This window comes from Clostridium puniceum, assembly GCF_002006345.1.
GTDB classification, from domain to species: domain Bacteria; phylum Bacillota; class Clostridia; order Clostridiales; family Clostridiaceae; genus Clostridium; species Clostridium puniceum.
In genome coordinates, this window is sequence record NZ_LZZM01000203.1 from 1 (window position 1) to 26,832 (window position 26,832).

Below are 26,832 nucleotides of genomic sequence, written 5' to 3' on the forward strand. Positions count from 1 at the left end.
AATCATCTATATTATAATAATATCATTAATGTATAAATAAGTATAAATATATTTTCACATAAATTATAAATAGTGTACTTTATAAAGTTAGTTAACAATAAGCACACTTAAATTTATAGTTTATTTTACTACTTACACTAATACTTTATAATATTTTTATCAAAACATTATAATTAAACCACTAAAAATTAATATAACGGATTAATTTTAGTGGTTTTCATTATTAATTATAAAATTATATTTTATATTTATCTAAATCCCTTTTAAATGTTTCAGTGATTCCTTTAAAATCATGTATATTCTCTATAAGTTTCTTAATTTCATTAGTATAATTTATTACACTAGCACTTACTTCCTCTGAAGATGCTGAATTTTCTTCTGCAATAGCAGCTAATGATTCTACACTATCATATACTTTTGATATAGAATCAGCTTCTGTGTTTAACTTTTCTATAGTCTCTATCATAGAATTAGCAACACTTTGCACTGATTGATTAGCTTCATAACTTATATTTCTAACAACTCCTAAACTATCAGTTTCCTTCGCTAATACATCATATTGAACATCTATATGTCCTACCAAAGATTTTATTTCTGCGACAAACTGCTCTAGGTTAGAGTTTATTTCTAGAACTGCATCTTTAGATTGTTCTGCTAATTTTCTTATAGATTCAGCTACAACAGAAAAACCTCTTCCTTGCTCACCAGCTCTAGCAGCTTCAATAGATGCATTTAAAGCTAGCAAGTTGGTTTGTTCAGATATTCCTGAAACTATAGAAACAATATTAGTTATATCTTTAGCTCTGCCTTCAAGATTTGTTCCTTTAATCTTAACCTCATTAAATTTCTCTAGAGAAGTTAAAATATTTTTACTAGCATTATCCACATTTTCATAACTATTATTTATCTTTTTCACTGCATCTTCAAGTTCTAGTTTATTTGCATTTTCATTTTCAACTATACTTCTTAAAGCTGTAATATTTCCATTAAGTGATTGTGCTACAACATCTGTATTTTGCGCTTGCATAACTGCTCCACCAGCAACTTGTTCAACAACCCCACTTATTTCATTAGATGTATTATTCATAGATTCAGATATTATATTTATAGTATTTACAAAGGTATTCATTTCATCTGTAACACCTTTGAATCCAACAAAATCTGCTTGTATGACTTTTTTATGACTTTTAAGAAGATCATAAATATCCTCAAAGAAATCATTTGTTATAACCTTACCGTCAAGATTATATTGATTATTTATAATTCTTCTAAGCTCTTCTTTTATTTGATTCATTGGAGACATCATCATAGAAACTCCCACAAACGCTCCAATACCAGATATAGAACTTCCAATTAACGCTTTTATTATATTATCAAATCCTAATATAGGTAATAATGCTACTGTTGATATTATAAATGTAAATAAACCTACTTTGGCTCCAAAACTTTTAATAAATCCAAGTGAAAGTACTGAATTAAATAAATATTTCTTACTATAATATATATCTTTATCAAAAGTAAGCTTTAATTTCAATTCTGTATCATTTTTTGATATTTGCTCTATATTTACTTTTTCATTAAAATGATTACATGTTCCTTCTAACATTCCCATAAAATAATCAAACATACCTCTAGAAGAATTATAACTGAATATTGCTTCCCTACTTGATATAGGTTCAATCATTACTAAAGGTGGCTTTGCTCCAGCAAATTTTTTTGTCATTACCACATGAACATCAAACATTGATTTTAAAAACGAATATACATTTTCATGTTTAAAAAATGCTGGGTAATCCTGACTAAAAGATATTATATTATCTTGTCCTATCTTTTTCCATAGAGTCCCAACCTCCATATTTTGATTTTTTGCTATATATGCTATTAATTTTTTTACTTCTCTATCATCTACATTTTCAATTGGTGAAAATATTTTACCACTTCCCCATCCAACATAATCCAACGCATCATTAACAGTGGAATCTCCAAACAATTTTCTATTAGTTTTCATCCAAGTTGATACAACTGTCCCTTTCATTCTCCTCTTCTCCTCCTTAACCTTTTGCTAACACCCTTATCTAATTTAAATATCCATTATATAATTATACAACAATTTAATTAAATTGGTAAATACATATTAATTGTATATGTTTTAATAAATAAACTACATATACCTATTTACTGTATATGACTCTAATGTAGCAAATTAATTAGAACTTATATACTTGCTTAAAAATTTGACATAAGTAATTTAATATGATACATGTAAAATAATCAATCGAATTATTTTTAACATAGAAAATTTCGATTAAAGTTAATTTAGTCAAAGAAAGTGGTGATTCAAAATTGATATTTTCTACCCTTATTATATCTAAAAGCGAGCCAATTTACATTCAAATAGAAAGACATATACTAACTGGAATTAAAAGTGGTGAATTAAAAAAAGATAGTAAGCTTCCTTCTACAAGAGAAGTAAGTAAGATTTTAAATATAAGTAGAAATTCTGTTATTTCAGCATATGAAAAACTAGAAAGTATGGGAATAATAATTACTAAAAAAGGGATTGGTACTTTCATTTCAATCGAAGGTGAAAATGAAAGCTACGAATATAATGTAGATTTCTTAAAAAGAGTTAATTGTTATGGAAATATTCTAAATGAACTTGATATTGTAAAAAAAGAATTACCTTATAAAAAAGGAATGATATCTTTCAAATCCATATCTCCTGAAAGCCATCTTTTTAATCTTGATGATTTCAAAAGGTCTCTTTTAGATGCTTGGACTTTTGAGGAAGCAAATTTACTCAATTATGGCTATGCTAAGGGATATAAACCCCTAATTGATTACTTCTTTGACTATATGAAAGAAAAGCGTGTAGTTACTACTAATAAAGATATTTTAATCACAAATGGCTTTACTGAAGCTTTTGATATAATTATTAGCTCTTTAACAAATAAAAATGATGTTATTTTATGTGAAGAGCCAACCCATAATACTGCCTTAAAGATTATGAAAGCTTATGGTTTAAAAGTGGTTCAAGTAAAACTAGATAAAGAAGGACTAGATTTAGATTCTCTTGAAAAAGCTTTAAGTAAATATAATCCTAAATTCGGATATTTAATCCCTTCTTATAATAATCCAACAGGAATTGTGACAAAGACCGAACGAAGGAAAGAAATATATAAACTTTTCAGAAAATATTTTGTACCTATAATAGAAGATGGATTTAATGAAGAATTATTATACTCTAGCTCTCCAATTGATCCAATAGCTTCGTTATGTGGTAACGGTAATGGCGTAATTTATATAGGAAGTCTTTCAAAAATATTATTTCCCGGTCTTAGAATTGGTTGGATACTAGGAGACACAAAACTTATAGATATTTTAGAAAGTGTAAAACGTGGGCGAAATATTCATTCATCTTTTTTAGATCAAAGTACATTTTATTATTATTTAAAAAGTGGTGCATTTAGTAGATATGTAAAAAATGTAAGAAAATATTATCGAGATAAATACAATCTAGTTATGGATATGATAAAAAAATATATTCCATATGAATGTATAACTGGAGAAGGCGGCTTACACATTTTTATAAAACTCAAAAATAATATAAATACAAGAGAACTTTTAGAGCTCTGCTATAAAAATAATGTTTTATTTATGCCAGGTGATATTTTTTATGAAAATACTAGTAACTTAAACATTGAAACTATAAACTCGAAAGAAAATTTAGTAAGTTGTTGTGATGATGAAATAATTAATATTCCTGAATTTGCTCAATATAATAAAAATAGTCTAAAAGGTAAAAATACCTTTAGAATAGGCTTTGGTAGAGTAAGTGATGAAGATATAAAAAAAGGTATTAAAATAATTGGTGACAATATAAAATACTTATCAGACCAGTAGAGAGTTGTTATAGCTCAACTCTCTACCCTTCCTCCTAAAAACAAGCCAATATAATCATTTCATATAATAACACACAATTGATATTTATCATATTTTAAACTGTCTTTCCATTTAATTAATTTTTGAGAAAGCCACGCTTGATTTTGTGTAGATTTTGCAATATCATTAACAACTATTGTAATTTAATATTTATCGAATTCTGTATCACTTAACGCAATTTTAAGTTTACTTGATGTTGCGGCTACTTCTTTAAATGATATATTATTTTCATTAGTATAATATTGTCTATTTTTATAATTTTCACTTTCATTGTTTAATTTCATGTTTTTATTATTTTTAAGTTTAAAATTAGAAACCATACCTTTAAGTAGTTCTGCTTGAGTTGAAAGTTCCTTACTAGTTGCTGCACTTTCTTCAGCTGTAGCAGAATTTGTTTGAACAACTTGTGATACTTGCTCAATTCCTAAGTTTATTTGTGAAATACCAGTCGCCTGTTCATCTGAAGATGCTGCTATCTCGGCAACAAGTTTTGCTGCTTTTGATACTCCATCCACTATTTCATCTAAAGCTTTTGCTGTATTATTAGCAATTTCAGTTCCTTTTTCAGCTTTTTTTATAGAACCTTCAATAAGATCTGTAGTTTCTTTAGCTGCATTTGCACTTCGGGCCGCCAAGTTTCTCACTTCTTCTGCAACTACTGCAAAACCTTTACCATGTTGACCTGCTCTTGCTGCTTCTACGGCTGCATTAAGAGCAAGTATATTAGTTTGGAAAGCTATTTCATCTATTACTTTGATAATTTTCGAAATATTGTCAGAAGACTCATTTATCTCACTCATAGACTTAAGCATTTGATTCATATGATTATTGCCTCCCTCTGCATTTTCCTTTACATTAAGAGCTAAATTTTTAGCTTCATTTGCATTAGTCGCATTTTCCCTAGTTTGTGCTGCCACTTCAGTTATAGAAGATGTTAACTCTTCTATAGCACTAGCTTGCTCTGTAGCACCTTGGGATAATCCTTGGCTACCATATGAAACTTGATTTGCTCCTGTATAAACTTGATCAGAAGCAGCATTTATGTCACTAAGTACTGAATTTAATGAAGTTATTATCGTATTTAATGAAGTTGAAATGCTTTTGAAATTTCCATTGAATTCTTTCACATTTTCAAGTACAAGATTACCTTGTGAAATTTCTCCTATTATTTCAGAAATTTCTCCCACAACATCTTTTAAATATTCTTCGGTATTATTTACAGCATTTGCCAGAACTCCAAATTCTCCCTTATACTCACCGTTTATCGGTACTTCTAAATTTCCTCTAGATATTTGACTCATAACACTAGTAACTTCTTGAATTGGTATTACCATCGCCTCAATTAATTCATTTATTCCTCCCACTATTTTTTTAAAGTCTCCATTATGTTTTGTTATATCTGCTCTTGTATCCAGCCTCCCTTCTGCAGCTGCCTTTGATAATATATTGGCATCTATTACTAAAGCTTTTATATTGTCTATACAATTATTTAAGTTGTTCTTTATTTCATTGAAATCACCCTTATAAGTATCAGTTATTTTCTCTGGTATATCTCCTTTACTTATTCTATCTATATATTCTGCTGTTATATTAATTGGTGCTACTAAAGCATCTATTAACCCATTAATTCCAACTACTATTTCTCTCCATTCCCCTGAATACAAATCTCCATTGCCTCTTACATCTAATTTACCTTCTGTAGTTTCTTTAATAAGTTTATTAATTCCTTTATTAAGTTCTCTAATTGTTTCTACAGTTTTCTTCAAAGCTGGAGATATTTCATCTTTTTCATCTTTTAAACTTATATTTACACTAACATCGCCTTCTGAAATTTTGTTCATAACTTCAATCACAGAAATTTGTAAATCATTTGCAAATGCATCCATAGCGTTAGCCATTTGACCTACCTCATCTTTTGTCTTCATATTTAATCTTTCGCCAAGATGTCCTTTTCCCATTTCTTGAATCATACTTACTACTCGTTGTATAGGTCTACTAATCATCCCCGAAATTATTAATACTAGAACTATTGAAAGAATTATACCTATAAATATTATTGCTAACATAGAAATTATTGCACTATCTGCTGTTTGGGAATTAGCTTCTGATTTATCACTAGCTTGACTTTCTTTTAATAAAACAAGCTCTGAAATCGTATCATCAATAGTTTTTGCAATTTTACTTCCCTCACCTTCCATAAGACTAATAGCTTCGTCATTTCTGTTTTGATCCATTAAATCTGTTACTTTATCTCTAACTGGTGTATATTCATCTATACTTATTTTTAACTTGCTATATTGATCTGTTACATTTTGAGCTTTAATTGTGCTTTTGAATTCTTCCATAGCCTTCTCTATTTCTTTATCATTTTGAGTTATAATATTTTTGCTTTCCTTTTTTTTATTTATATCGTTATCAATTATCATATTCCTAAGTGCTACTCTATTTTTTTGTATATTAACTTGCACAATATTCAATAAAACAATTGGTTCTGTATTAACTTCATATAACTCAGTGCCTAACACATTAATTCGATGAATGTTTATAATACCAATGGAACCTATAACACCCGTCAGAATAACAATTAAAGAAAAAGATAGAATAATTTTACTTCTTATTTTCAAATTTTCAAAAAAATTCATATAAATCCCTCCCAATTATAAAATTATATATATAAATTCTAATTAATTTGCTATATTAAAAACCATATAAAGTAAACAAGTATCTGGAGTTTACTTATTAGAACATATAGAATATATTTAATTCTCAGAAATATTACTTCATATCATTTTATTAACCCCTTTTATTCGGAAAATATTACTACAAGTATATATTCTTTAATATGTACCGCATAAAAAACTAGATTGCTACTAAAACACCTTTAACATTAACTGTTTAATAGTATTTATAATTAAATACATTCGTCAAAATACTACTTTATTATTGTTTATTTTTTGATTCTTCTATTTCCTATTCTTCAAGGAGCTTATAGCAATCTATGAGAAGCCTTACTTCGTTTTGAACTTTACCAATACCTTTTATATACTTATTAGCATTATCTTTATTTGAGATGGTCTTAGGTTGTGGTGAAATATTCTTTTCTTCAATATTCACAACATCCAAAACTCTATCTATTATTAAGCCAATGCTTATATTGCTTATTTCAACTACTATAATGCATGTCTTATCATCATATTCCTTTGCCTCTTTTTTAAACTTAAGTCTAATATCCATTACAGGTATTATCTTACCTCTAAGATTTATTACTCCTTTAACATAATTAGGTAGTTCCGGTACTTTCGTTATTGGTTCAATGCCTATAATTTCTATTACATATTTTATATCAATGCCATATGACTGCTTACCGATTGAAAATATAAGATATTTGTCCTTTTGGGTATCTTCTTCATCTCCATTTATTTCTTTCAATAAATTCTCCATCAACAATCCCCCTTTAATTTTTATATTCTCAAATATTTCAACCTAACACTTAGATATTTAACCCATTGAATAACCTTCTCTCTTATAAAATTATCATTTCTTTATTATCAGGATCTTTAATTGTGAGTGATTGTCTTTAGATGTAACCGGAAGTGTAAAAGATGAACTTCCAACTTTTATTGCCATTCCATCAACAATTGTAAGAGTTAGAGGAATTTTTATTGATGTTGTATTTCAGTTCCTGGTATGCTATCAACGGTTACAATTCTTCTGATTTTTTCAATTTCCTTTATGACTACACCCATTCCAACTTCATGACCAGAAAATTCTGTAACATTTTCATTTGTTGAAAATCCTGCTAGAAATATCAAGTGAAAGATCTAATATTCTCCACGCTGCATCCATCTTCAAAAAATAATATTACACTGAATAAATTTATACTTTAATTACTTCTAATATTGCTTGAATAATATTTTTGATCTTTCATTCTTTCTTCGACTATATTTTTCTCTTCATTATTAACTGAATTTTCTGATATTTTTCCAGATATTTTTAGAACTTTTAAAAGTTCATTTACTTTCCCAATAAATATCGCAAAATCTCTCCATCTTTATCGTTGTTTATTTTTCCATTTCCGCCTCTATAAAGTCACTTCCTTCAAGAACTAAATCTGTGAGACTGAATAATTGGTTTTTTTAGGTTCTGATTCTCTTATAAAATAAAATAGCTCCTCAATATTGTGAGAAATACTAGATATATTATCAAACATCATAATTCCAAAAGATCTTTTAACGGCATGCATTATTCTAAATATTTCATTTATTACATCTGTTTCGAGCCTTTTAATTTTTTCACTATCAATAATAAGTTGCTGAACCTGTTCTATCATTTCAAAGGTTTCAAAAATAAACATTTGTAGCATAGTTTGTTATTACTCATATTTCCTCCATTTTTTCAATAGCAAGTATTAAAACTTGCTTAATGCTTTTAAAAGATTTTCTTCTTTAAATGGTTTTATTATAAATCCTTTTGCTCCTAAAGTAATTGCTTCTCTAATTCGTGATTCTTGTCCCATAGCACTTAACATCATTACATTTGCTTTAGGATCAGATTTAATTATTTCACTTAATGCCTGAATTCCATCCATCTCTGGCATAGTTATATCCATTGTCACAATATCTGGTTTTAAAATTTTAAACTTTTGAATAGCATCCTTTCCATTCACTGCTTCACCTATAACTTCGAAACCATTTCTTTCAAGAATTGTTTTTAGTGATAGTCTCATAAAAGCTGCATCATCAACTACAAGCACTTTCTTCATAATCTCAAACCTCCTCTAATATGACTCTAACAATATAATAAATCAACTAAGTCATTTCTATTTTCATGAATGCAAATTATTCAAATTAAACCTTTATATTACAATTATTTTTATCTTTTTATTATCGGAACTTTTTTGTAAATATTTATCACTTTCCATCCAATATTTACGCTTAAGGTCTATCTAATTACAATTGTACCATTTTATAGTAATTTGTCAATCAGTGCATTATTAGGTTTTAAAATATGTTATTTTTATTATAAATGCATAATTAGAACAAATTTATAACACGAAAATCCATTAAATTTAGCATTAATCAATTTAGTGAATTTTATTTATGGTAATTATCAAATTAGCCGATATGGTTACTTTAATAAAACTTTATTACATTAGCTCTTCTAATAAATATACACTGTCTGGCGTAATTTCATTATTAGGTGTATATAATATCCAATCAGTTAAATCCTCTAAATCTAATTCCATCACACTTTTAACTTCTAAGTCTTTAATATAATATGGTTCTTGTGTAAGTATCCCTCTTATTTTTAATTCATTAATTTCAAGGACTTCAAACCAAATATGTTCCTTATTATCCTTTTCTTCATTTTGATATTCATCATCAACTAACAATCCTATCTTCATTAATCCATGAATCTCAGTTTCTTTCTTATTAATTGCATCTTTAAAATATTTAACTCTCTCTTTTGCAAGTCTACTCATACGTGTTGTTTCTTCTGTAGTTATCATCATTAAAGCATTCTCTGAAATTTCATCATCTACAGCTGATACATGAGTGTATTTTTTATTATTATAATCTGCTTCTGATAAATATAGATATATAACACCAGTATTATGTTTATGGCTTTGTATCCTATCTTTAACTCCGCCAAGAATATTCTTATTTTTATATAATCGTATTGCAATAAGCCAATTAATCCAAGTTACAACTAAAGAATCTCCGTTATTCATGCGACCAATCCAGCAATATTCTTCTTCGTCCACAAATCCGCCATCTGAAATTGCCCTCTTTGCAATTGTTTGTAATATATAATAATGATTCTTATAAGTATCTTTAGTAGATTGTAAAATTTCAACCTCAATTGAGCCACAACGATTAAGCCCATGAGTATGCATCCATACGTTTCCTTCTTCATCACTTATTGCTTGTATGGAGTAAACATAATCAGATGATGGAGATACCCTTGATTCTGCAGCTATTTTAGTCCAAACACCTGATAAAATTCTTTCTGTACAAAAATCTACAATACCAATTATATCAGGAACGATAGTATATAGTATTTTTAGCTGCAAATGATATGAATCTATTGGTGACTCTCCAAATAACAATCCAATGGTCAGTCCCATTTCTGCTTCCATCATGGCATTGTAATTTTCTTCTGTAAGTTGATGATTTATTGTGTAAACTTCAGATATGTCAATTTCGTCTGTAACTACTTCTATTTTATAATCTTCCCCCATATATCTAACTTTTATCATTAGATTTTCTTTAATTTCAGCACCTTTATAATCAAATAAAGTTGCTCTTTTTAAACGATCAATAATATTCTTAGAATTCTTAATTTCATTTACATCTTTTGGAATTGCCATTATATAAGAAATATGTTTATCAATTGTCCCTTTCTTTAATTCTCTTTTTTTCTTAAATCCAAACATTTTATATACTCCTTATCCGAATTAATATTTTTATGAAATAATTATGTATTTTTATTTTTCCAAATATTAAAAGAGAGTGTTCTAAAATTTTTTCATGATCTAATAATGAGTAATTCAACGTAGAGTTAATCTTTATATTAATTGAAACTGTTTTAACCCATTATAAATACCATCATTTTCAATATTATCCGTCTTATATTTAACTGTTTTAAGAATTTCAGAACTACTATTTCCCATAGCTATGCCATATTTAACATATCTAAGCATTTCTATGTCATTTGCACTATCTCCAAAAGCATATGTATCATTTATGTTAATTCCTAAATATTTTATGATTTCTTCTATTCCCTTTGCTTTTGAAAATCCTTTTGGAACCAATTCAACTATTTTTGAATTATGATGAATGGAGTAAAAATCTTTTTCTAAAGATTTATATGCTTCTTCAAAATTACTGTGTTTGTTTAATAGGCAAGTAATCTTATTAACATGATGTTCTTCACCTATAATCGGTTTTATTTTTTCTCCAAATATATTTTTTAACCTATTAATAGAAAATTGCCCACTATCTAAAGAATTATCATCATCCATATATAAATAATTTCCGCCTTCTAAAATACAAAATATCTTATGTTTTCTAAAAACATCTACCGCTTTCTCTACTGTTTCTCTTTTTAAATCTATATTATAAACAACATTCCCTTCATGCTCTACATAAGTTCCACAAGCTGCAAGTACGCCATCAAACCCTAAATTAACTAATTCTTCTGAAATCATTGCTCTTGTTCTCCCAGTTGATATAAATGCAAGATGTCCATTATTTTTTAATTCTTTAATCCCTTGTACTGCACTTTCTGGAACTCCTAATTCATGACTATATAAAGTTCCATCAATATCAAAAAAAACTGCTTTTTTTCTCATCTTTTATCCTCCTATCTTCCTAATAAAAGTCTTCTATATTTATAATACAACAATTTATATTATAATGGAAATATTGTATAATTTAGCGTAATCCAAATTAACGTATAAAAAACATTGACTTTGTCAAGAGTTTTATTATAAATGCAAAAGATTATCTAATTATTAAAAAAACAACTTTTAATCATTAAACTAAAAGTTGCTTTTTTATAATAAATTATTTAATTAAACATTTACCTGTATAGCATCTGCAATGGTTTCAGCTACTTTTTGCTGACTAATTGGATCTGTGCATCTTTTTGCTTCTTCTTCGTTAGTTATAAATCCATTTTCTACAACTATTGATGGCATATTTGTACTTTTAATGAATAATGATATATCTTTACCATCTTTAATTCCTCGATTGTTCAAATTAAGATTTTTAGCAACACTATCATTTATAACTGCAGCCATCTTCTTACTTATTTCAAGCTTATTAGGAACTGCTCCACCTTTAAAATCTTCACCTTGTTCTGCTGAACTATAATATGTTTCTATTCCATTAACTTGTGGCATATTTACTGTAGAATTATGATGTATACTTATAAATAAATCTGCCTTTGCAGCATTTGCAATTATGATTCTATCTTTAAGACTTTGTATAACATCTAGCATCGGCTTTTCTCCATCATATCTAGTCATTACTACATTATATCCTCTTTTTTCAAGTTCTGTTTTTAATTTAGAAGCAACTTGTATATTTAAGTCTACTTCCTTGTAAGTCACACCTTTAATCGTAGCTTCCGCACCTAAATCACCACCATAATTATGTCCTGGATCAACTACTATGGTCTTTTTGGTTTTATCTAAATTTGCTATGGCAGTCAATACTTGATTACTTAATATTGGTTGTGTTGAAATAGTAACTGCTTGTACACTTATTCCTGGAGTTAATCCTAATACCATCGCGAGACTAAGTGCAAAAGTAGTGACTTTCTTTTTAATATTAAACATTTTTTCCATCTCCCTCCATATTAGATATTACCAAATATACTTGTATATTTAAAGCAATATTTTATAATTTAAGTATTATTTAATAAATGTTAATAACAGAAAACTGCCTAGAACCTCTTTTTTATTAGCATAAAATTATTTGAATTCTTACTGATTTTCTAACAATTAATTATTTCGAGTACTATACTTATAATAATTCATTATAGACTTTTCTTCAAAGCCACAAGCTTTATATAAATTAAGCGCAGTACTATTTTTACATTCCACATCCAGTTCTATAGTATAAATATTTTTTTTATTTATTAAATACAATGCCTCTTTTAAAGCTGCTTTTCCATAACCTCTTCCTCTAAAATCAGGCAATATCCCAAAACCACATATAAAAGCTGAATCTTCACCATATTCAATATTGATTTTTCCTATAATGTTTCCATTTAACTCAACCACATGTGCGCTTTCATTTAAAAGTATCTCTATCTCAGAAGCATCAGAAGCTTCTTCTGGATCATTAAAATATATTGAATTCTGTTTTGCTATTTCCTTTACATCAGAATTTTCAGCTTTTCTTAATCTGATAGAATCTATGCGTTCTGAAATAACCTTACTAACTCTTTTCATTCTATACTCAGAAAAATCATACTTTCCACCTATATTATTTATAAATTCACCCCCTGAATTAGACTTACCATCTGCCAATAATAATATTTCATTAATATTTCTTTTATTAAACTCATCTACTAAAATTTCAAAAAGCTTTTTAAATATTCCTTTTCTTCTCCAGTTTGGATGAGTCATTCCATTTACTTCACATATATTTCCTCCAAAGCTTGAAATTCCAAGATATGATACTAAAGTTTCATCTATATAATAAAAAAATTCATTTATATTGTTTAATCCTATTTCAGAATTTTTAAATATATTTAATTTATAATCTAATTCTAACTTTAAATTCACCTTGTCATTATTTGTGCAAATTTGCTGAAGGAAATTTATCTCCTTGTAGTCTTTTTTAGTTATATATTCTTTTAAACAAATAGATTGATTAAATGCTTTTTGTAACATGTTAACGCCTCCCCTTCATTTCTTTCTGAAGCTTTGATAGACTTTTCCATTTATTTTTTTCCTTTAATCGCAGATTCACATTTTCTTTTTGCTCTGCAAATTTAGCTTCTTTTTTCAGCTTTATATAATTATCCCATCTTTCCCTTAGAAGTTCTCCACTTTCTAAAGCTGCTTTTATTGCACAGCCTGGCTCACTTCCATGTGCACAATCTTTAAATTTGCACTTTTTAGCTAATTCTTCAATTTCATCAAATACTTTATCTAAACCTTCTGATACATCCCACAATCCTAATTCACGCATACCAGGTGTATCGATTATCATTCCATGATTTTTAAGCTTAATCAATTGTCTATGAGTAGTTGTATGACGCCCCTTACTATCATCTTCACGAATAGTATTCACTTTCATTATTTCTTCACCGGAAAGTACATTTACAAGTGAAGATTTACCTATACCAGAAGAACCTAAAAATACAATAGTTTTATATGATTCTACATAAGTCCACACTTCCTCTAAGCCTTCACCAGTTACTGAACTTACTGCAATTACAGGTACAAGAGGAGCTATTTTTTCTATTTTTTCTTTTTGCAAAATATAATCACTGCACAAGTCCCTTTTAGTCATTATAATTATTGGCATGGCTCCACTTTGCCATGCTGCAGTTAAATATCGTTCTGTTCTCTTTAAGTTAAAGTCATTATTTAGTGAAAGCATTATAAAAACATAATCAAAATTAGCTGCTACAATCTGCTCTACATTATTAAACGAATCAAGCCTTGAAAATTTACTTTTTCTTTTAAGTACATGATATACAATATCTTCACCTAAAGGGTTATGCTTAACAAGCACAAAATCACCCACAGTAGGATATACATTATCAATCTTATTATTATAAAATAATGAACCTTTTAACTTTCCATCACGTTCGCCATATTCTGTTGCAATTTTATATTGTTCTTTTTGAACTTCAATAACTCTTCCTGGGATTAAATCTCCAAAAGATACATTAAGCATATTAACTTGTTTTTCAAAAAAATCATCATATCCGTATTTTTTTATAATATTGTAATCCATTAGATTCCTCCAAATTAATTAAATATAATTCTGATTCTTGTTTTAAATTTTTCATATTGCATCTCTCCTTTAAATAATTCAGTGAACTTCACCTGCTATTTTTCAAAGCGTATTTTCACTATCTAAATTAATGTTTAAATTCTTCTAAAAATGGGCATAAAAATCCCGCAGATATTAACCTAAAAATCGGCTGCTATCTGCGGGTTCTAAAATTGTTCAAATGAGGTTTATGTATCATTTGAATTAATTAAAAATTCCCTTATAGTCAGTATATTATGAAAGGTTACTTATAATTGCAAAAATGCATTAAAAACAAAGGGTATATAAACCCAACTTAAATCACATTTTCGCCCATATTTAGTTTTAAGATGCAATCACCATTACACTTCTTAATTCCATATTTCATTTCTCCTTTCATAGAACATATTGAAATATTTGCAATAGTTCTTTTATATATAAATTGTACTACTTACATAAAATTGTGTCAATTGTAAGTTTTAATATATATAGTATTACTTCTATATTAATTTAATATATTATATGCGTTATAATCAGAAACTTACATAAAATAAGTCACACAAATTTCAACTTCCAGTATGTTAGATATTATACAAATTCACTCCTAGCTTCTGAAATTGCCTACTTTAAACTTTCATGTTTAAAATTATATATATGTAATGCAGTCATGAGGCATATTCCAATAAAAACTGCAATAAAAACTAATGACCACACCTTATGTATACCATAATAGTCTATGTATTTCCCTAGAACGGAAGTTCCTAAAGCAGTTGATAAAGCATAAGTTAAATTACTCACCGCACTAATTCTTGCTCTAAAATTTTTAGGACTATTATTTGCTAAATATACTCCATTGTTTGGCACTGTTATGACTTCTCCAATCGACCACGATAAAGTTGAAATTATAAATAAGAAAAATGAACTTCCTATTATACCTATCATTCCAAAGCCTATCATATAGAAAACACCACCAATTATTATATTAATTAAAGTTTTAAATCTTTTTGTTATTGAAATTATTATAACGGTTAAGAATATCACAGTTATTGCATTTATACTCATTAAATATCCATAATTATTTGCCCCATTTGCTTTAAATACCTCATTCATCATCATTGGAAGCGAAAATGTAGTTTGACTATAAGCAAAACTAAAAAACATATTGATTATTAAAAAGAAGGCAAGACTTGGTCTTTTTAAAAGAACTTCAATTAAGTTTCCTGATGCTTCTTTTTCCTTTATGTTTTTCTCAGGTATACTTCCACCTTGTGGTCTTGTTTCTTCTACAAAAATATAAAATATTATTATTGCAATAAATGAAGATAAACCATCTAATATAAATAGAAGTGAAAGGTAATTATTAAATAAAAATCCTGCTATTATTGGCCCTAAGGCAACTCCTATGTTAATACCTAGGTAAGTTAAGGATGATCCAATCTGCCTTTTCTCTGGTGATAATACATCTGACGTGATTGCATATATGGTTGGCCTTACAAAACCATTGAAAAATGCTGAAACAATTAATAAACTAATAATAGCTATGGGATTTTTTATAAATCCACAAATTAGAACGGCCAATGCTGCTATTCCTTGTCCAATTAAATAAGTTTTTCTTCTACTCAGCAGATCTGCAGACCTTCCACCTAATAAAGATGCAGGAATTGTAACTAAGGATGCTGTCATTACAATTACCCCTGTCATTGAATAAGAAAAATTTAATTTTTGTGTTAATAATAAAGATAAAAAAGGAAATACAAAGTCACCTAACCTATTAATTATCTGCACACAAAATAGTGCATATATACATTTAGGCAATCCTTTGTAAGTATTAAAAATACTCATTTTTTAGCCCCCTAAAGATGTCTACTAAAAAAATAAAGCCCATGTTATTAATGAGCTTACTTTTCATTATGTAATTATACAATAATATTCCAACTAAAAAAAGGACTCAATTGTATTTAATGGGTAAATACTAATTTTAGATAATATATTTATTATTTATCATGTTTATTCATAATAGTTAGGTGCAACTTTTATTGTTCGAAAAAATTCATAATCATGTGCAAAAAATACCTTTGCAGCATATTTTTTTTCTAATAATCTTACTTTATTAACTGACTTAAAAAAGGAAAGACCGTCATAAAGCAAACCCGATGATTTAACAGGTGGTCCATAAATTTCTGAAGTATACACACAATCTTGGGGAAAAATTAATGTACCTTCATTTTCTAAATGGATTACGAGTCCAAGTAAGCCTGGCGTATGACCTGGTAAGTTTATAATTTCAATACCTTCTTCAAATTCAAAATCTTCTTCAATTAAATGATACTGCTTTACTGAAACATCTAAATCTGCCTTTATATATCCTCCATGAGTCAAAGGATCTGCATTCAACCTTACTTGGGTTTGAGCTTGCATAAAATCTGCTTTTGATACATACACATCTGCATGCTTAAACATATCTAAATTTCCTGCATGATCTAAATGCATATGAGAAATAATTACTTTTTTTATTTCTTCTGGCTTTGTCCCACATAAAGCTAATTGATTTTCAAGTCTTTGCTCCTCTTTTTGATGCAATGGATATATTTCTTGTAGATTTTTAGGCCAATAACCATTCATAGCTTCTGGATTACTCCCTAAATCATATAAAATTTTACCACTGGGATGATCAATCAAAACAGCCATTACAGGTAGCTTAATCCACTCATTTTTAACATAAGGACTGCTATAAGTCCCAACAGTAGCTCCACCTACAATATTATTTTTATCAGTTCCTAAATATCCTGTATCAAGTACATATATCTTCATTATTGTGCTCCTCCCATAACTATTCATTTTCTCATAATTGAGTTCTTTGGAATTATATCATTTTAAATTAGGTTATGTATATGTACTTTAGAAACGTATATTTTGTGCATTGAGTATAAAATTTTATGAAGCTTACATTTAAAATAGTGCTATTATTCAATATAATATTAAAATATGCTAAAAAAATTATAGGTAGGATTATCCACCTATAATTCTTAATTAAGAAAAAGGCATCTTTTATAAATATATTACTTAATATTTTTAAATAATTCCTTAAATTTCTTCTTAATAACCAAGAAATCTTCTAAATCATTTAAAAATTGAAATAACAATGCTCTATTTTCAAACTCAGTTCTGTTCTTTGGTAAATCCATATTTTGATAATCTGTTCTAAGAAAATCCAATTTATTAATTAGATCAACACAATCATTATCTTCATGGATATTCAGTGCAACCTCATTTGTGAACTCTGATAATATTCTAGTTTGCTCATATTTCATATAAAATCTTGAAAAATGCCTTTGCATTCTTTTTATTGCATCTAACTGTATAGTTCTCATATCTATATAACCTATGTAATAATCATTACTCTTAAATAAATAATTATTATTTATTACTTGCACCATAATTTTAGTATCTTTAATTAATTTTTCAACACTTAAATGTACTTGTTGTTCATAAATCGGCACTGCTTGAGTTACTAAACTTACTGCCATATCAGATATTATTGCTCTAAAATAATCCTCTATTCTTGCTTTGTTCTTTTCAAATTCATTTTCTAATGATGCTGTGTATAAATTAAATATCATTGCAACTCCAATACCTATGGCATTTAACTTTGCTTCATTTATAATCCAAGATGTATTAATATTAGTACTCATCAAAAGATGCGTTGATAATACCGCACCAACAACCATTCCTTCACTTATTTTCAAAGCCTTAGTTATCGGTATGAATATAAGTAGGAATAATCCAAATACAATAGAATTGTTTCCAAGCAACACATAAAGTACATAAGATAAAAGTATAGCTATCGTAGAAGAAATCATTCTCTTACCACCAACAAGCAAGGCTTCTTTTTTCGTATCCTGAATACTCAGTATTGCAATTATACCTGAAGTTACTCCAAATTGTAATCCTATATAATTTGAAATAATAATTGCTATTGTAGCTGAAAAAGCCATTTTAACAGTTTTTGATTGTAAATACTTTATCATATTTTAATTTTTCTCCTGTATCAACTTATATAATTTTTTATTTTACCTTATATCATTTTATTTGTTTCATTATAACCTAATTTTTGATGCTACTTCTGGTACATAAATTAAAGCTTGCATCCATCCAAATAAAAACGTCCACTTTTCACCATATAATTCTTTAATATAAACAAAAACTCTATCAGTCTTTTAAATTGTATTTTCATTGTATAATTTATGAATATTTTCGTCAATATAAACTATATTTAACGATAGGCAATATAGTTTTTAGCAAAAATTAAAAGTCCACCTTTCGGTAGACTTTTAATCAGATTTATTTAATAATATTATTCATTTCTTCAACAACATTTCTAAGTTCGCTAATATTAGTTTCAATTTCTTCACTAGTGGAAGCACTTTGCGTTACTGCATCTGTTACTATTTCATATTTTGATATTGTATCTTTTGTTATACTATCCACTTCTTCATTAAAGCTAACCACGTTTTTAGTTTCTATAAGTAATGTAGTAGATGCTTCATTTATCTCCAGAATATTATTACTAAACAATTTCAAATCGGAAGTCATACTATTTAATCCTTTTACTGTTTCATTTATAATATTATTTCCCACTTGAGCTTTTTCATTATTTTGGGACATTTGTTTTTCAACTATATTAATTTTACTTTTTAACTCACCTACTATTGCACTAACTTGAGTAAGGGAATTCTTTGTTCCCTCAGCTAACTTTCTTATTTCATCTGCTACTACAGCAAATCCTTTACCATATTCCCCTGCTCTTGCCGCTTCAATTGATGCATTTAACGCAAGAAGATTAGTTTGTTCTGATATATCTCCAATAATAGTTAATATTTCATCTACTTCCTTTGATTTTTGTTCCAGTTCTTCTGTAGACTTAAAAGTATCTTCTATACTATTCTTTATATCCATAATAATCGAAAGAGTCTCATTTAGAGATTTTTCATTTCCATCTGTAGCTTTCATAAATTCCTTTATTTTCTCTTCACTATCTTTTGTCTTATCAGCTACTATCTCATTAGCACTTAATAAAGTACTTAGTATCTCTTTGTTCTTTTTAGATTTATTAATAATTTCATTTGAATCATTTGATATATCGTGGCTCGTTGCTGAAACTTCAAGAAGAGAGCTTGTTTGCTCTTCAATAGCAACACTTAAATTTTGACTTGAAGTCAAAACAGTATCCGAAATTTGAGCTATATGTTTAAATAGATACACTAACTTTTCATTTTCCTTTTTGATTTCAAGCTCCTTTTCATCAATAGATTCTAGTAGTTTAGATGCAAAATATACGACCATAAAAATTATTATCAGAGTTAACAAAATAGTAATTATTCTCATAGCTGTTTCTGCTATAAAAAATTGATTATCATTAAAAATTTGAGGATTACTTACAAATACTATAATTTGACATAAAATACTTAGAATTATTGATATTGCAATCATTTTTAGATCAAAAAATACCGCTCCAAGAATAACAAAGTAAAAAATCATAATCCATATGGAATTTAAATGCATTGTAAAGTTTAAAAATAAATACTGAAAATAAGTTAATATTAAAATTATAATTTTAGTTATTTTAAATGCTTTTACATTAAAACTATTTTCAGTTATTGTATGTTTATAACATTGCCTAAGTACTATAGTATAAATCAAAATAGCTATTCCTTGAATAATTAAAGAATTTATGCTTATGCTATCATTTAATCCTAGTAATTTTAATCCACTAAAGAAAAATAAAGCCATAATACACAAACTCACATAAAATATTAATACAAATTTAAGAGTTTTTCTATTAAAGGTTATTATAGAGCTTTCTTTTGTATTCATATATACCTCCTATGCTTATCTAAAATTTTTGATATACTATATTTATTATTTTGACTTATTAACATTTATTTAATTAACTGCAACATCAGCTATTACAGATGGGCTGATTCTTTCAATTGCAATTTGCTTTAGAGAATTTCGTTTGATTTTTCCAGTAGATGTTAATGGGAATATCTCTGTGAATTCTATATATTTAGGAAATTTATATTTAGACAACTTCCCAGATAGAAATTCAAATATGTCTTCTTTAGTTAACAAACAAGATTTTTTAACTTTAATAAAGGCAACTATTTCTTCTCCAAGATTTTCATCAGGAATTCCTACAATTATTGCAGTTTCAATCTGTGGGTGTTTAATAAGATGATTTTCAATATCTGTTGGAGAAATATTTTCTCCCCCTCGAATTATTACATCTTTTAATCGTCCTTTTACAGATAAATATCCCTCTTCATCTATAAATCCAATATCACCTGTATGCACCCAATCATTCTTCACAGTAGCAGTTGTTGCAATTGGATTATTATAATATCCTACCATGCTATATGAACTTTTTACGCATAACTCGCCTTCAGTATTTGGAGGAAGTTCTTTTCCAGTTTTCAGATCACATATTTTTATAAGTACATGTTCAACTGGTTTCCCAACAGTATTTATTTTAGGATCATTTTTATCATAAATTGGAGTTTGAGTTACGCCTAAAGTTTCTGTTTGTCCAAAAGTATTACTTAATTCAGAAATATGAAGATGTTCCATTATTTCTTTCATAAGTGTTTGAGATGAAACTGCTCCAGCAATCATTCCTACTCTTAAACTTGATAAATCATATGAACTACATTTATTTATTAAATATTGATACATTGTTGGAACTCCATGAAAACCAGTACATCTTTCCCTCTCAATTGTTTCAAGTGCAACAGTGGTTCTGAATTTTTCCATCAAAACTATTGTACTTCCAAATAAAAGTCCAAGAATTGCAGTATATTTTCCTCCTAATATATGATTTAATGGCAAAGTAACTAAAATCCTATCATTTGTACTATACTTATAGTTTTTTCCAAAGGAAATAGGACCATTTAAAACAGCACTGTGGGTAAACATAATTCCTTTAGGTTTTCCTGTTGTTCCTGATGTATATAAAATTGTTGCTATATCATTTGGTGAAACATCATTTACCACTCTCATAAAGTCATCATCTGATACACTTTTCATTCGAGATATAATATATCCTAAATTAAATAGAGTTTTCATTTTTAAAGTTATCTTTAAGTAATCAAATTTTTCTAAATCAACCTTTTCAATCATATCCTTATCACTTACAATTAAAATTGCTGAATCAGACTGCTTTAACATATAATCCAACTCTTCTTCAGTTGAAGAAGCATTTAGGCAAACAGATACGGCACCAATTTTTAATGTAGCTAAAAACACTATTATCCATTCAGGCGAATTGCAGGATAATAATGCTATGTGATCACCTTTCTTTACTCCAATAGATATTAAACTTTTAGCAATCATATCCACTTCATAGTTAAGCTTTTTGTAAGTAAATCGTCTGTTATCTTCCACATATACTAAAGCTTCATTATCTTTAAATTTTTCAAATATTTTACTAGTATATGATCCAATAGTTTCATTAAGTAAAGTCATTCAATACACCTCTCATTCATAATTAAAATTTAGGATATCTTTTAATCTAATATAGTTACTAAAAATTTTTTTCTTTAGGTATACTAAATAGAATTTTTTAGCTTCATTTTAAACTTGTGGTCAAAGTTACAAAACATAAAATAATATTTTAAACACACATACCCGGAATATAAAACCTTTATGCCTATCTTTGTATTATTTTATGATTTATATATAGGTTTTTCTATAATAAATTTATTTATATAATTAAAGCTAATATTTTAGTAATACAGCTACATGAAAATAACCAGCACCAACAGTCCAAAGCATGACATAATCACCACGCCGAACTTGTCCATTTTTTATGGCTGTATATAATGCAATAAATGTGCTTGTTGTGCCTGTATATCCATAAATATCACCTATATATATACTATTTTTTTCAGGTATGTTTAACTTTTCTCTAATATAACTTATATTTTTGTACGTATATTGTGATAAGCAAAACATAGAAATATCATTTATGTTTAAGTTGTTTTCACTCAATAGATTATTCATGTTAGTTATAGCACTATCCAACCAAGGACATTCTTCTACATTCCAAGATGCTAGAAAATCTTCTCTCTTTCCTTCAAAAATATTGGTAAAACCACATTTAGGAAATACTATATCTGAAATGCCATTAGAATGAACAGTAACCCTACTATCAATTAGTCTACAATCTTCATCAGTTCTTTCAAGTACTATAGCACATGAAGCATCACCGAATTGTCCATAACAAGAAGTATCATTAGGGGATATTTGAAAATTTAAATAATCACTTCCTACAAGCAAGACTTTATTTATCTTACTATTTGCTGACATATAACGATAAATTAAATCTAAAGCATATGTCATCCCTGCACAGTTTATGTTAATATCTTGACAAAAACAATCCATTTTTCCTTTAATAGTATTATGAATTATTATCGAACATGGTGGAGAAACATATTGAGGAAGTACACTAGAAAAGATAATCATATCAATATCCTTTCCTTCAAGTTTTGATTTTTCTAATACTCTCTTGCACGCTTCCTTTGCCATAGTAAGACTATTTTCACTTTTTTCATCAATTAAATACCTTTTCTTTCTTCCTGCAACATCTTCTAAAAAATGAGTAATATCCTTTCCTTGTTTTTTGAAATGGTCAATATAGAAAGAATTATCTACAATTTTTGAGCCATGATATACTTCTATATCTCTTATCTTTATATTAGTCATATTTCCCTTTAATATATCATTCATTTTGCCATTTAGTTAGCTCTACATGAAATATTTAATCAATTTTTAATAGCTAACCTTAACCTCCCTTTCTATATTTATAATTTAAATTATTTCATATTGATAGTAATTTATTTATAAATTAATTCATATTATGATTGAACCACCAAAAGGTATAATCCTTTTTGAATACACAATATAATGTACAAACAGTTCTTATTTACACCTATATATTATGTAGTTGAGAGCATATTTTACCTTTTTATAGGACAATTATACTATTAATTTATAAAATTTTTATGCTATTTACATAAAAAAGTGCCTATTAATATATTAATAGACACAAAAATATAAGTATTCAAAGTTATTCTCATACATACAAATTGGCAACCTGGCAATCATAGAAAAATAACTTTCTTTAGACCCATAGCTTTGCGACCTTACCTTTAGATAAGTGTGCTATTATCAATATTATGTTACAAGTAAATAATACACCTATTTTTTACATATTTCAATATTAATATTATTTTTTACCAAAGATCTTTAAATCTCATTTAAAAAATCTCTTTTCTTTGATTTATTAATTTATGTTTTTATTTCTACTTTAAGTATCATTTCCTATACCTTTTCCTAAGTATACATGCATCACAATTATCTTGTAAAATTTTAGTATTATTTAATTTTAATAATATAACTATATTTTTTGAAATGAATTCTGTAAAACATTCTTTGCTATCTCTTTTAATTAATATTTCTGCAAATTAGTAAATTTTATCTGTCTTATCTAATTTCATTTTACCAATAGAATTGAAAATTTTAGAATTAATTTTCTTTCGTTCAGCTATCTTTAAGGTTTCCTATATATAATAAATTCAAAGCTAATTAATGAAAAGCTGATTTGGAGGCGATACCTATGGCAATAAAGTCTTTTAAGCGTTACGAAAAAAAATATTTATTAACTAAAGAACAATACAATAATTTAATTCCAAGACTTCTTGAATATATGAATCCTGATGAACATTGCAAGTCTGGTAAAAATTATAGTATCTATAATATATATTATGATACAGAAAACAATGATGTAATAAGACATTCTATTTCAAATCCATATTATAAAGAAAAGCTTAGACTAAGGAGTTACACTATTCCAACTAGTACAAATAGCAAAGTTTTTTTAGAATTGAAAAAAAAGATTAATGGAATAGTCAATAAAAGAAGAGTTGTTCTTACATTAGAAGAAGCATACAATTTTCTTGAAAAAGGTGAGAAGCCTAATTCTAGTGACTATATAAATAATCAAGTTATTAATGAAATTGAATATTATCTAAGCAAAAAATCTGTAATCCCAAAAGTTTTTATTAGTTATACAAGGAAAGCATTCTTTGGAATGGAAGACAAAGATTTTAGGTTAACCTTTGATTCTAAAATTCTTACAAGACGAGATAATTTATTCTTAGAAACAGGTTGCTTCGGAGAAAATATTTTACAAGAAAACCAATACTTAATGGAAGTTAAAATTTTAGGTGCTATGCCTATATGGTTTACGAATATTCTTTCTGAATTAGAAATCTACAATACTCACTTTTCAAAGTATGGCAATGAATATATGAAGTATTTATTATACAAACAAAGTAATATTGATATAAAGGAGATTGAAAAAATATGTTAGATTCAACTATTTTACAAACAATAATTTCATCAACGACAGGAGAATCTTTTACTCTTGCCAACACATTAACTATAATACTTTCAGCAATTATATTAGGACTAGTAATTAGCATTGCTTATATAAAAACAAATAAAAAAAATGGATATAGCTCAAATTTCCCTATTACCTTGATAATGCTGCCTGTAATAATTGCAATTATTATTTTGCTTGTTGGGAATAATATTGCAACAGCGTTTAGTTTAGCTGGTGCATTTTCAATAATCCGTTTTAGAAGTGCTCCTGGAGATCCAAAGGATATAGCTTATGTATTTTTCACTTTAGCTGTTGGCCTTACATGTGGAATGGGATATATAATCTATGCCGTAATATTTACAATAATTTTATGTTGTTTAATGATAATATTAGATATAACAAAATTCGGAAAAGCTAAAAGTAAAACAATGCAGCTTAAGATTACAGTTCCAGAAGACTTAAATTATGAAGATGCTTTCCATGAAATATTAACAACCTATACAAATTCATATCATATTGAAAACATAAGAACTAGAGATTTCGGAGCATTATTTGAATTAACTTATAAAATTAATTTAAAAGAAGATGCAAATCAAAAGAAATTTATTGATGCTTTAAGGTGTAGAAATGGTAATTTGAATATTAATCTTACTCTTTCTGGCTTTGAAGAAAAAGTATATGGTTAAGACTCTTTTTGATAACTCCGTGGAAATAATATTTTAGTATATTATTTCTACAGAGTACTCTTTTATAATCTAAACAAAAATGATTTTACCAATAAAATAATACAATTTATTTTTTCAATACTTGTATAAATTAAAATATATATTAATTCTATTCATTTAAATCTACATAAGCTCCATTTTTAGAATATACAGTCCACTCACAAATATTAGTTACATGATCCGCTATTCTTTCTAAGTATTTAATAACAAATAAAAGTCTGATTCCCTTTTCTGTTAAACTCTCATCTAGCTTTATTTCTTCAATAAATGTAGCAAACAAAGATTTATAAAATGAATCTATTTCATCATCCTTTTCACAAATCTTATACGCCATTTCATCATCACTATTAATATATGATTCTATGGCTGCTGTTATCATATCCCTTACTTTTTTCTCCATCTCCCATAAAGTTTCTGAACTTTTTTTAAATGAATTTATACTTCCACCTATCTTTTTTGTTATTTTACATATATCAACTGCATGATCTGCCATTCTTTCCAAATCAGTTACTATCTTTGAAGCAGTCATTATTTTTCTTAAATCTGTTGCTAAAGGTTGTTCAGCTGCAATAAATTTAATACATTTCTCTTCTATCTCTTTTTGCAAATCATCTACCTTATCGTCATTTCTAATGATCTTATTTGCTAATTCTATATCATAATTTTTTAAACTAAGCATACTCTCATAAATTTGTTTTTCTACTAAATTAGCCATATTTATTAATTCTCTATTTATATTTTTTACTTTAGTATCTTGTGATCCCCTTGTCATTATACCATTGCCCCTTTCTGGTTAAAACACTTTAGTTTAACAATATTTTGGTTCTTATTTTAATTTTTTATATAATTTATATTAATATTTTTGGGAGTAAAACATAATATTTTTATCCTAACAATTCAATTATATTTTCTTATATTACAGCAATGTAATCGTTAAGTCAATAAAGCTATAACTAGAAATTAAAAATGATTTTATAATGTAAATTATAACTAATTTGCTACATTAAACTGGTGTACAGAAAATAAATATATATTTTTTATTTATCGGAATTTATATAGTTATTACTGACTAATGAAAAACAAAGAAATTACTTCAATTACAAAAAATTATAATACTTCTAAAATGTAAATTAAGGGAAGTCATTTTCAGACTCCCCTTGGAGATTATTATATTATCAACGCAATTTAATGTTCTAATGATAAAAAATCGTAATTTACTCTCTAT

Annotated in this window: 21 protein-coding genes and 1 riboswitch; of the genes, 3 read left to right on the forward strand and 18 right to left on the reverse strand. The window is 27.1% G+C overall.

Features of this window, described 5'->3' with window-relative positions:
- Nucleotides 1-235: 235 nt before the first annotated feature.
- On the reverse strand, nucleotides 236-2,035 hold the full coding sequence (locus CLPUN_RS20355) for a heme NO-binding domain-containing protein (protein ID WP_077849062.1): 1,800 nt from the start codon (nucleotides 2,033-2,035) through the stop codon (nucleotides 236-238).
- Between the two features lie 308 nt (nucleotides 2,036-2,343).
- On the opposite strand from CLPUN_RS20355, the gene CLPUN_RS20360 reads away from it, so the two are divergent.
- Nucleotides 2,344-3,903: an aminotransferase-like domain-containing protein gene (locus CLPUN_RS20360; RefSeq protein WP_077849063.1), complete on the forward strand. Its 1,560-nt coding sequence runs from the start codon at nucleotides 2,344-2,346 to the stop codon at nucleotides 3,901-3,903.
- A gap of 182 nt (nucleotides 3,904-4,085) precedes the next feature.
- Here the strand turns inward: CLPUN_RS20360 and CLPUN_RS20365 are convergent, their stop codons facing one another.
- The 16 genes from CLPUN_RS20365 to CLPUN_RS20435 form a co-directional block, all read right to left on the reverse strand.
- Nucleotides 4,086-6,584, reverse strand: a complete 2,499-nt coding sequence (locus CLPUN_RS20365) for a methyl-accepting chemotaxis protein (protein WP_077849064.1) — start codon at nucleotides 6,582-6,584, stop codon at nucleotides 4,086-4,088.
- A 328-nt stretch (nucleotides 6,585-6,912) separates the two neighbouring features.
- Nucleotides 6,913-7,383 (reverse strand): chemotaxis protein CheW, encoded by a 471-nt coding sequence (locus CLPUN_RS20370; RefSeq protein WP_077849065.1) that lies wholly within the window; start codon nucleotides 7,381-7,383, stop codon nucleotides 6,913-6,915.
- A 218-nt stretch (nucleotides 7,384-7,601) separates the two neighbouring features.
- The gene (locus CLPUN_RS27780; protein WP_158078809.1) at nucleotides 7,602-7,754 is read right to left on the reverse strand and encodes a hypothetical protein; all 153 of its coding nucleotides are present in this window, start codon (nucleotides 7,752-7,754) and stop codon (nucleotides 7,602-7,604) included.
- Nucleotides 7,755-8,047: 293 nt separating this feature from the next.
- Nucleotides 8,048-8,305, reverse strand: a complete 258-nt coding sequence (locus tag CLPUN_RS28875; protein ID WP_242954202.1) for an Hpt domain-containing protein — start codon at nucleotides 8,303-8,305, stop codon at nucleotides 8,048-8,050.
- Between the two features lie 45 nt (nucleotides 8,306-8,350).
- Nucleotides 8,351-8,704 (reverse strand): response regulator, encoded by a 354-nt coding sequence (locus CLPUN_RS20380; RefSeq protein ID WP_077849066.1) that lies wholly within the window; start codon nucleotides 8,702-8,704, stop codon nucleotides 8,351-8,353.
- A gap of 384 nt (nucleotides 8,705-9,088) precedes the next feature.
- Nucleotides 9,089-10,378: a DUF4026 domain-containing protein gene (locus CLPUN_RS20385; protein WP_077849067.1), complete on the reverse strand. Its 1,290-nt coding sequence runs from the start codon at nucleotides 10,376-10,378 to the stop codon at nucleotides 9,089-9,091.
- Nucleotides 10,379-10,510: 132 nt separating this feature from the next.
- Entirely contained in the window at nucleotides 10,511-11,296 is a 786-nt protein-coding gene (locus CLPUN_RS20390; protein ID WP_077849068.1) for a Cof-type HAD-IIB family hydrolase, read from the reverse strand.
- A gap of 222 nt (nucleotides 11,297-11,518) precedes the next feature.
- On the reverse strand, nucleotides 11,519-12,286 hold the full coding sequence (locus CLPUN_RS20395) for an N-acetylmuramoyl-L-alanine amidase family protein (protein ID WP_242954203.1): 768 nt from the start codon (nucleotides 12,284-12,286) through the stop codon (nucleotides 11,519-11,521).
- A gap of 165 nt (nucleotides 12,287-12,451) precedes the next feature.
- A complete protein-coding gene (locus CLPUN_RS20400) occupies nucleotides 12,452-13,348 on the reverse strand; it encodes a GNAT family N-acetyltransferase (protein WP_077849070.1) in 897 nt (298 codons plus the stop codon).
- Nucleotide 13,349: 1 nt separating this feature from the next.
- Nucleotides 13,350-14,423, reverse strand: a complete 1,074-nt coding sequence (gene rsgA, locus CLPUN_RS20405) for a ribosome small subunit-dependent GTPase A (RefSeq protein ID WP_077849071.1) — start codon at nucleotides 14,421-14,423, stop codon at nucleotides 13,350-13,352.
- 639 nt (nucleotides 14,424-15,062) lie between these two features.
- A complete protein-coding gene (locus CLPUN_RS20410) occupies nucleotides 15,063-16,283 on the reverse strand; it encodes an MDR family MFS transporter (protein ID WP_077849072.1) in 1,221 nt (406 codons plus the stop codon).
- A 165-nt stretch (nucleotides 16,284-16,448) separates the two neighbouring features.
- Entirely contained in the window at nucleotides 16,449-17,252 is an 804-nt protein-coding gene (locus tag CLPUN_RS20415) for an N-acyl homoserine lactonase family protein (protein WP_077849073.1), read from the reverse strand.
- Nucleotides 17,253-17,500: 248 nt separating this feature from the next.
- Nucleotides 17,501-18,469 (reverse strand): aromatic acid exporter family protein, encoded by a 969-nt coding sequence (locus CLPUN_RS20420; protein ID WP_077849074.1) that lies wholly within the window; start codon nucleotides 18,467-18,469, stop codon nucleotides 17,501-17,503.
- A 313-nt stretch (nucleotides 18,470-18,782) separates the two neighbouring features.
- Nucleotides 18,783-20,315 (reverse strand): methyl-accepting chemotaxis protein, encoded by a 1,533-nt coding sequence (locus tag CLPUN_RS20425; RefSeq protein WP_077849075.1) that lies wholly within the window; start codon nucleotides 20,313-20,315, stop codon nucleotides 18,783-18,785.
- A gap of 69 nt (nucleotides 20,316-20,384) precedes the next feature.
- Nucleotides 20,385-21,962 carry an AMP-binding protein gene (locus CLPUN_RS20430; protein WP_077849076.1) on the reverse strand — a complete coding sequence of 526 codons (1,578 nt, stop codon included), beginning with the start codon at nucleotides 21,960-21,962 and terminating at the stop codon, nucleotides 20,385-20,387.
- A 252-nt stretch (nucleotides 21,963-22,214) separates the two neighbouring features.
- Entirely contained in the window at nucleotides 22,215-23,225 is a 1,011-nt protein-coding gene (locus CLPUN_RS20435; protein ID WP_242954204.1) for a 3-oxoacyl-[acyl-carrier-protein] synthase III C-terminal domain-containing protein, read from the reverse strand.
- Nucleotides 23,226-23,583: 358 nt separating this feature from the next.
- A riboswitch (cyclic di-GMP riboswitch) is annotated at nucleotides 23,584-23,672 on the reverse strand.
- 442 nt (nucleotides 23,673-24,114) lie between these two features.
- Between CLPUN_RS20435 and CLPUN_RS20440 the strand changes: the two genes are divergently transcribed.
- Together CLPUN_RS20440 and CLPUN_RS20445 are read left to right on the forward strand one after the other, a co-directional pair.
- A complete protein-coding gene (locus CLPUN_RS20440; protein ID WP_077849077.1) occupies nucleotides 24,115-24,870 on the forward strand; it encodes a polyphosphate polymerase domain-containing protein in 756 nt (251 codons plus the stop codon).
- 8 nt (nucleotides 24,871-24,878) lie between these two features.
- Nucleotides 24,879-25,568, forward strand: coding sequence for a DUF4956 domain-containing protein (locus CLPUN_RS20445; RefSeq protein WP_077849093.1), 690 nt, complete (start codon nucleotides 24,879-24,881; stop codon nucleotides 25,566-25,568).
- A 148-nt stretch (nucleotides 25,569-25,716) separates the two neighbouring features.
- On the opposite strand, the gene phoU is transcribed toward CLPUN_RS20445, so the two are convergent.
- A complete protein-coding gene (gene phoU, locus CLPUN_RS20450) occupies nucleotides 25,717-26,379 on the reverse strand; it encodes a phosphate signaling complex protein PhoU (RefSeq protein WP_077849078.1) in 663 nt (220 codons plus the stop codon).
- Nucleotides 26,380-26,832: the final 453 nt, after the last annotated feature.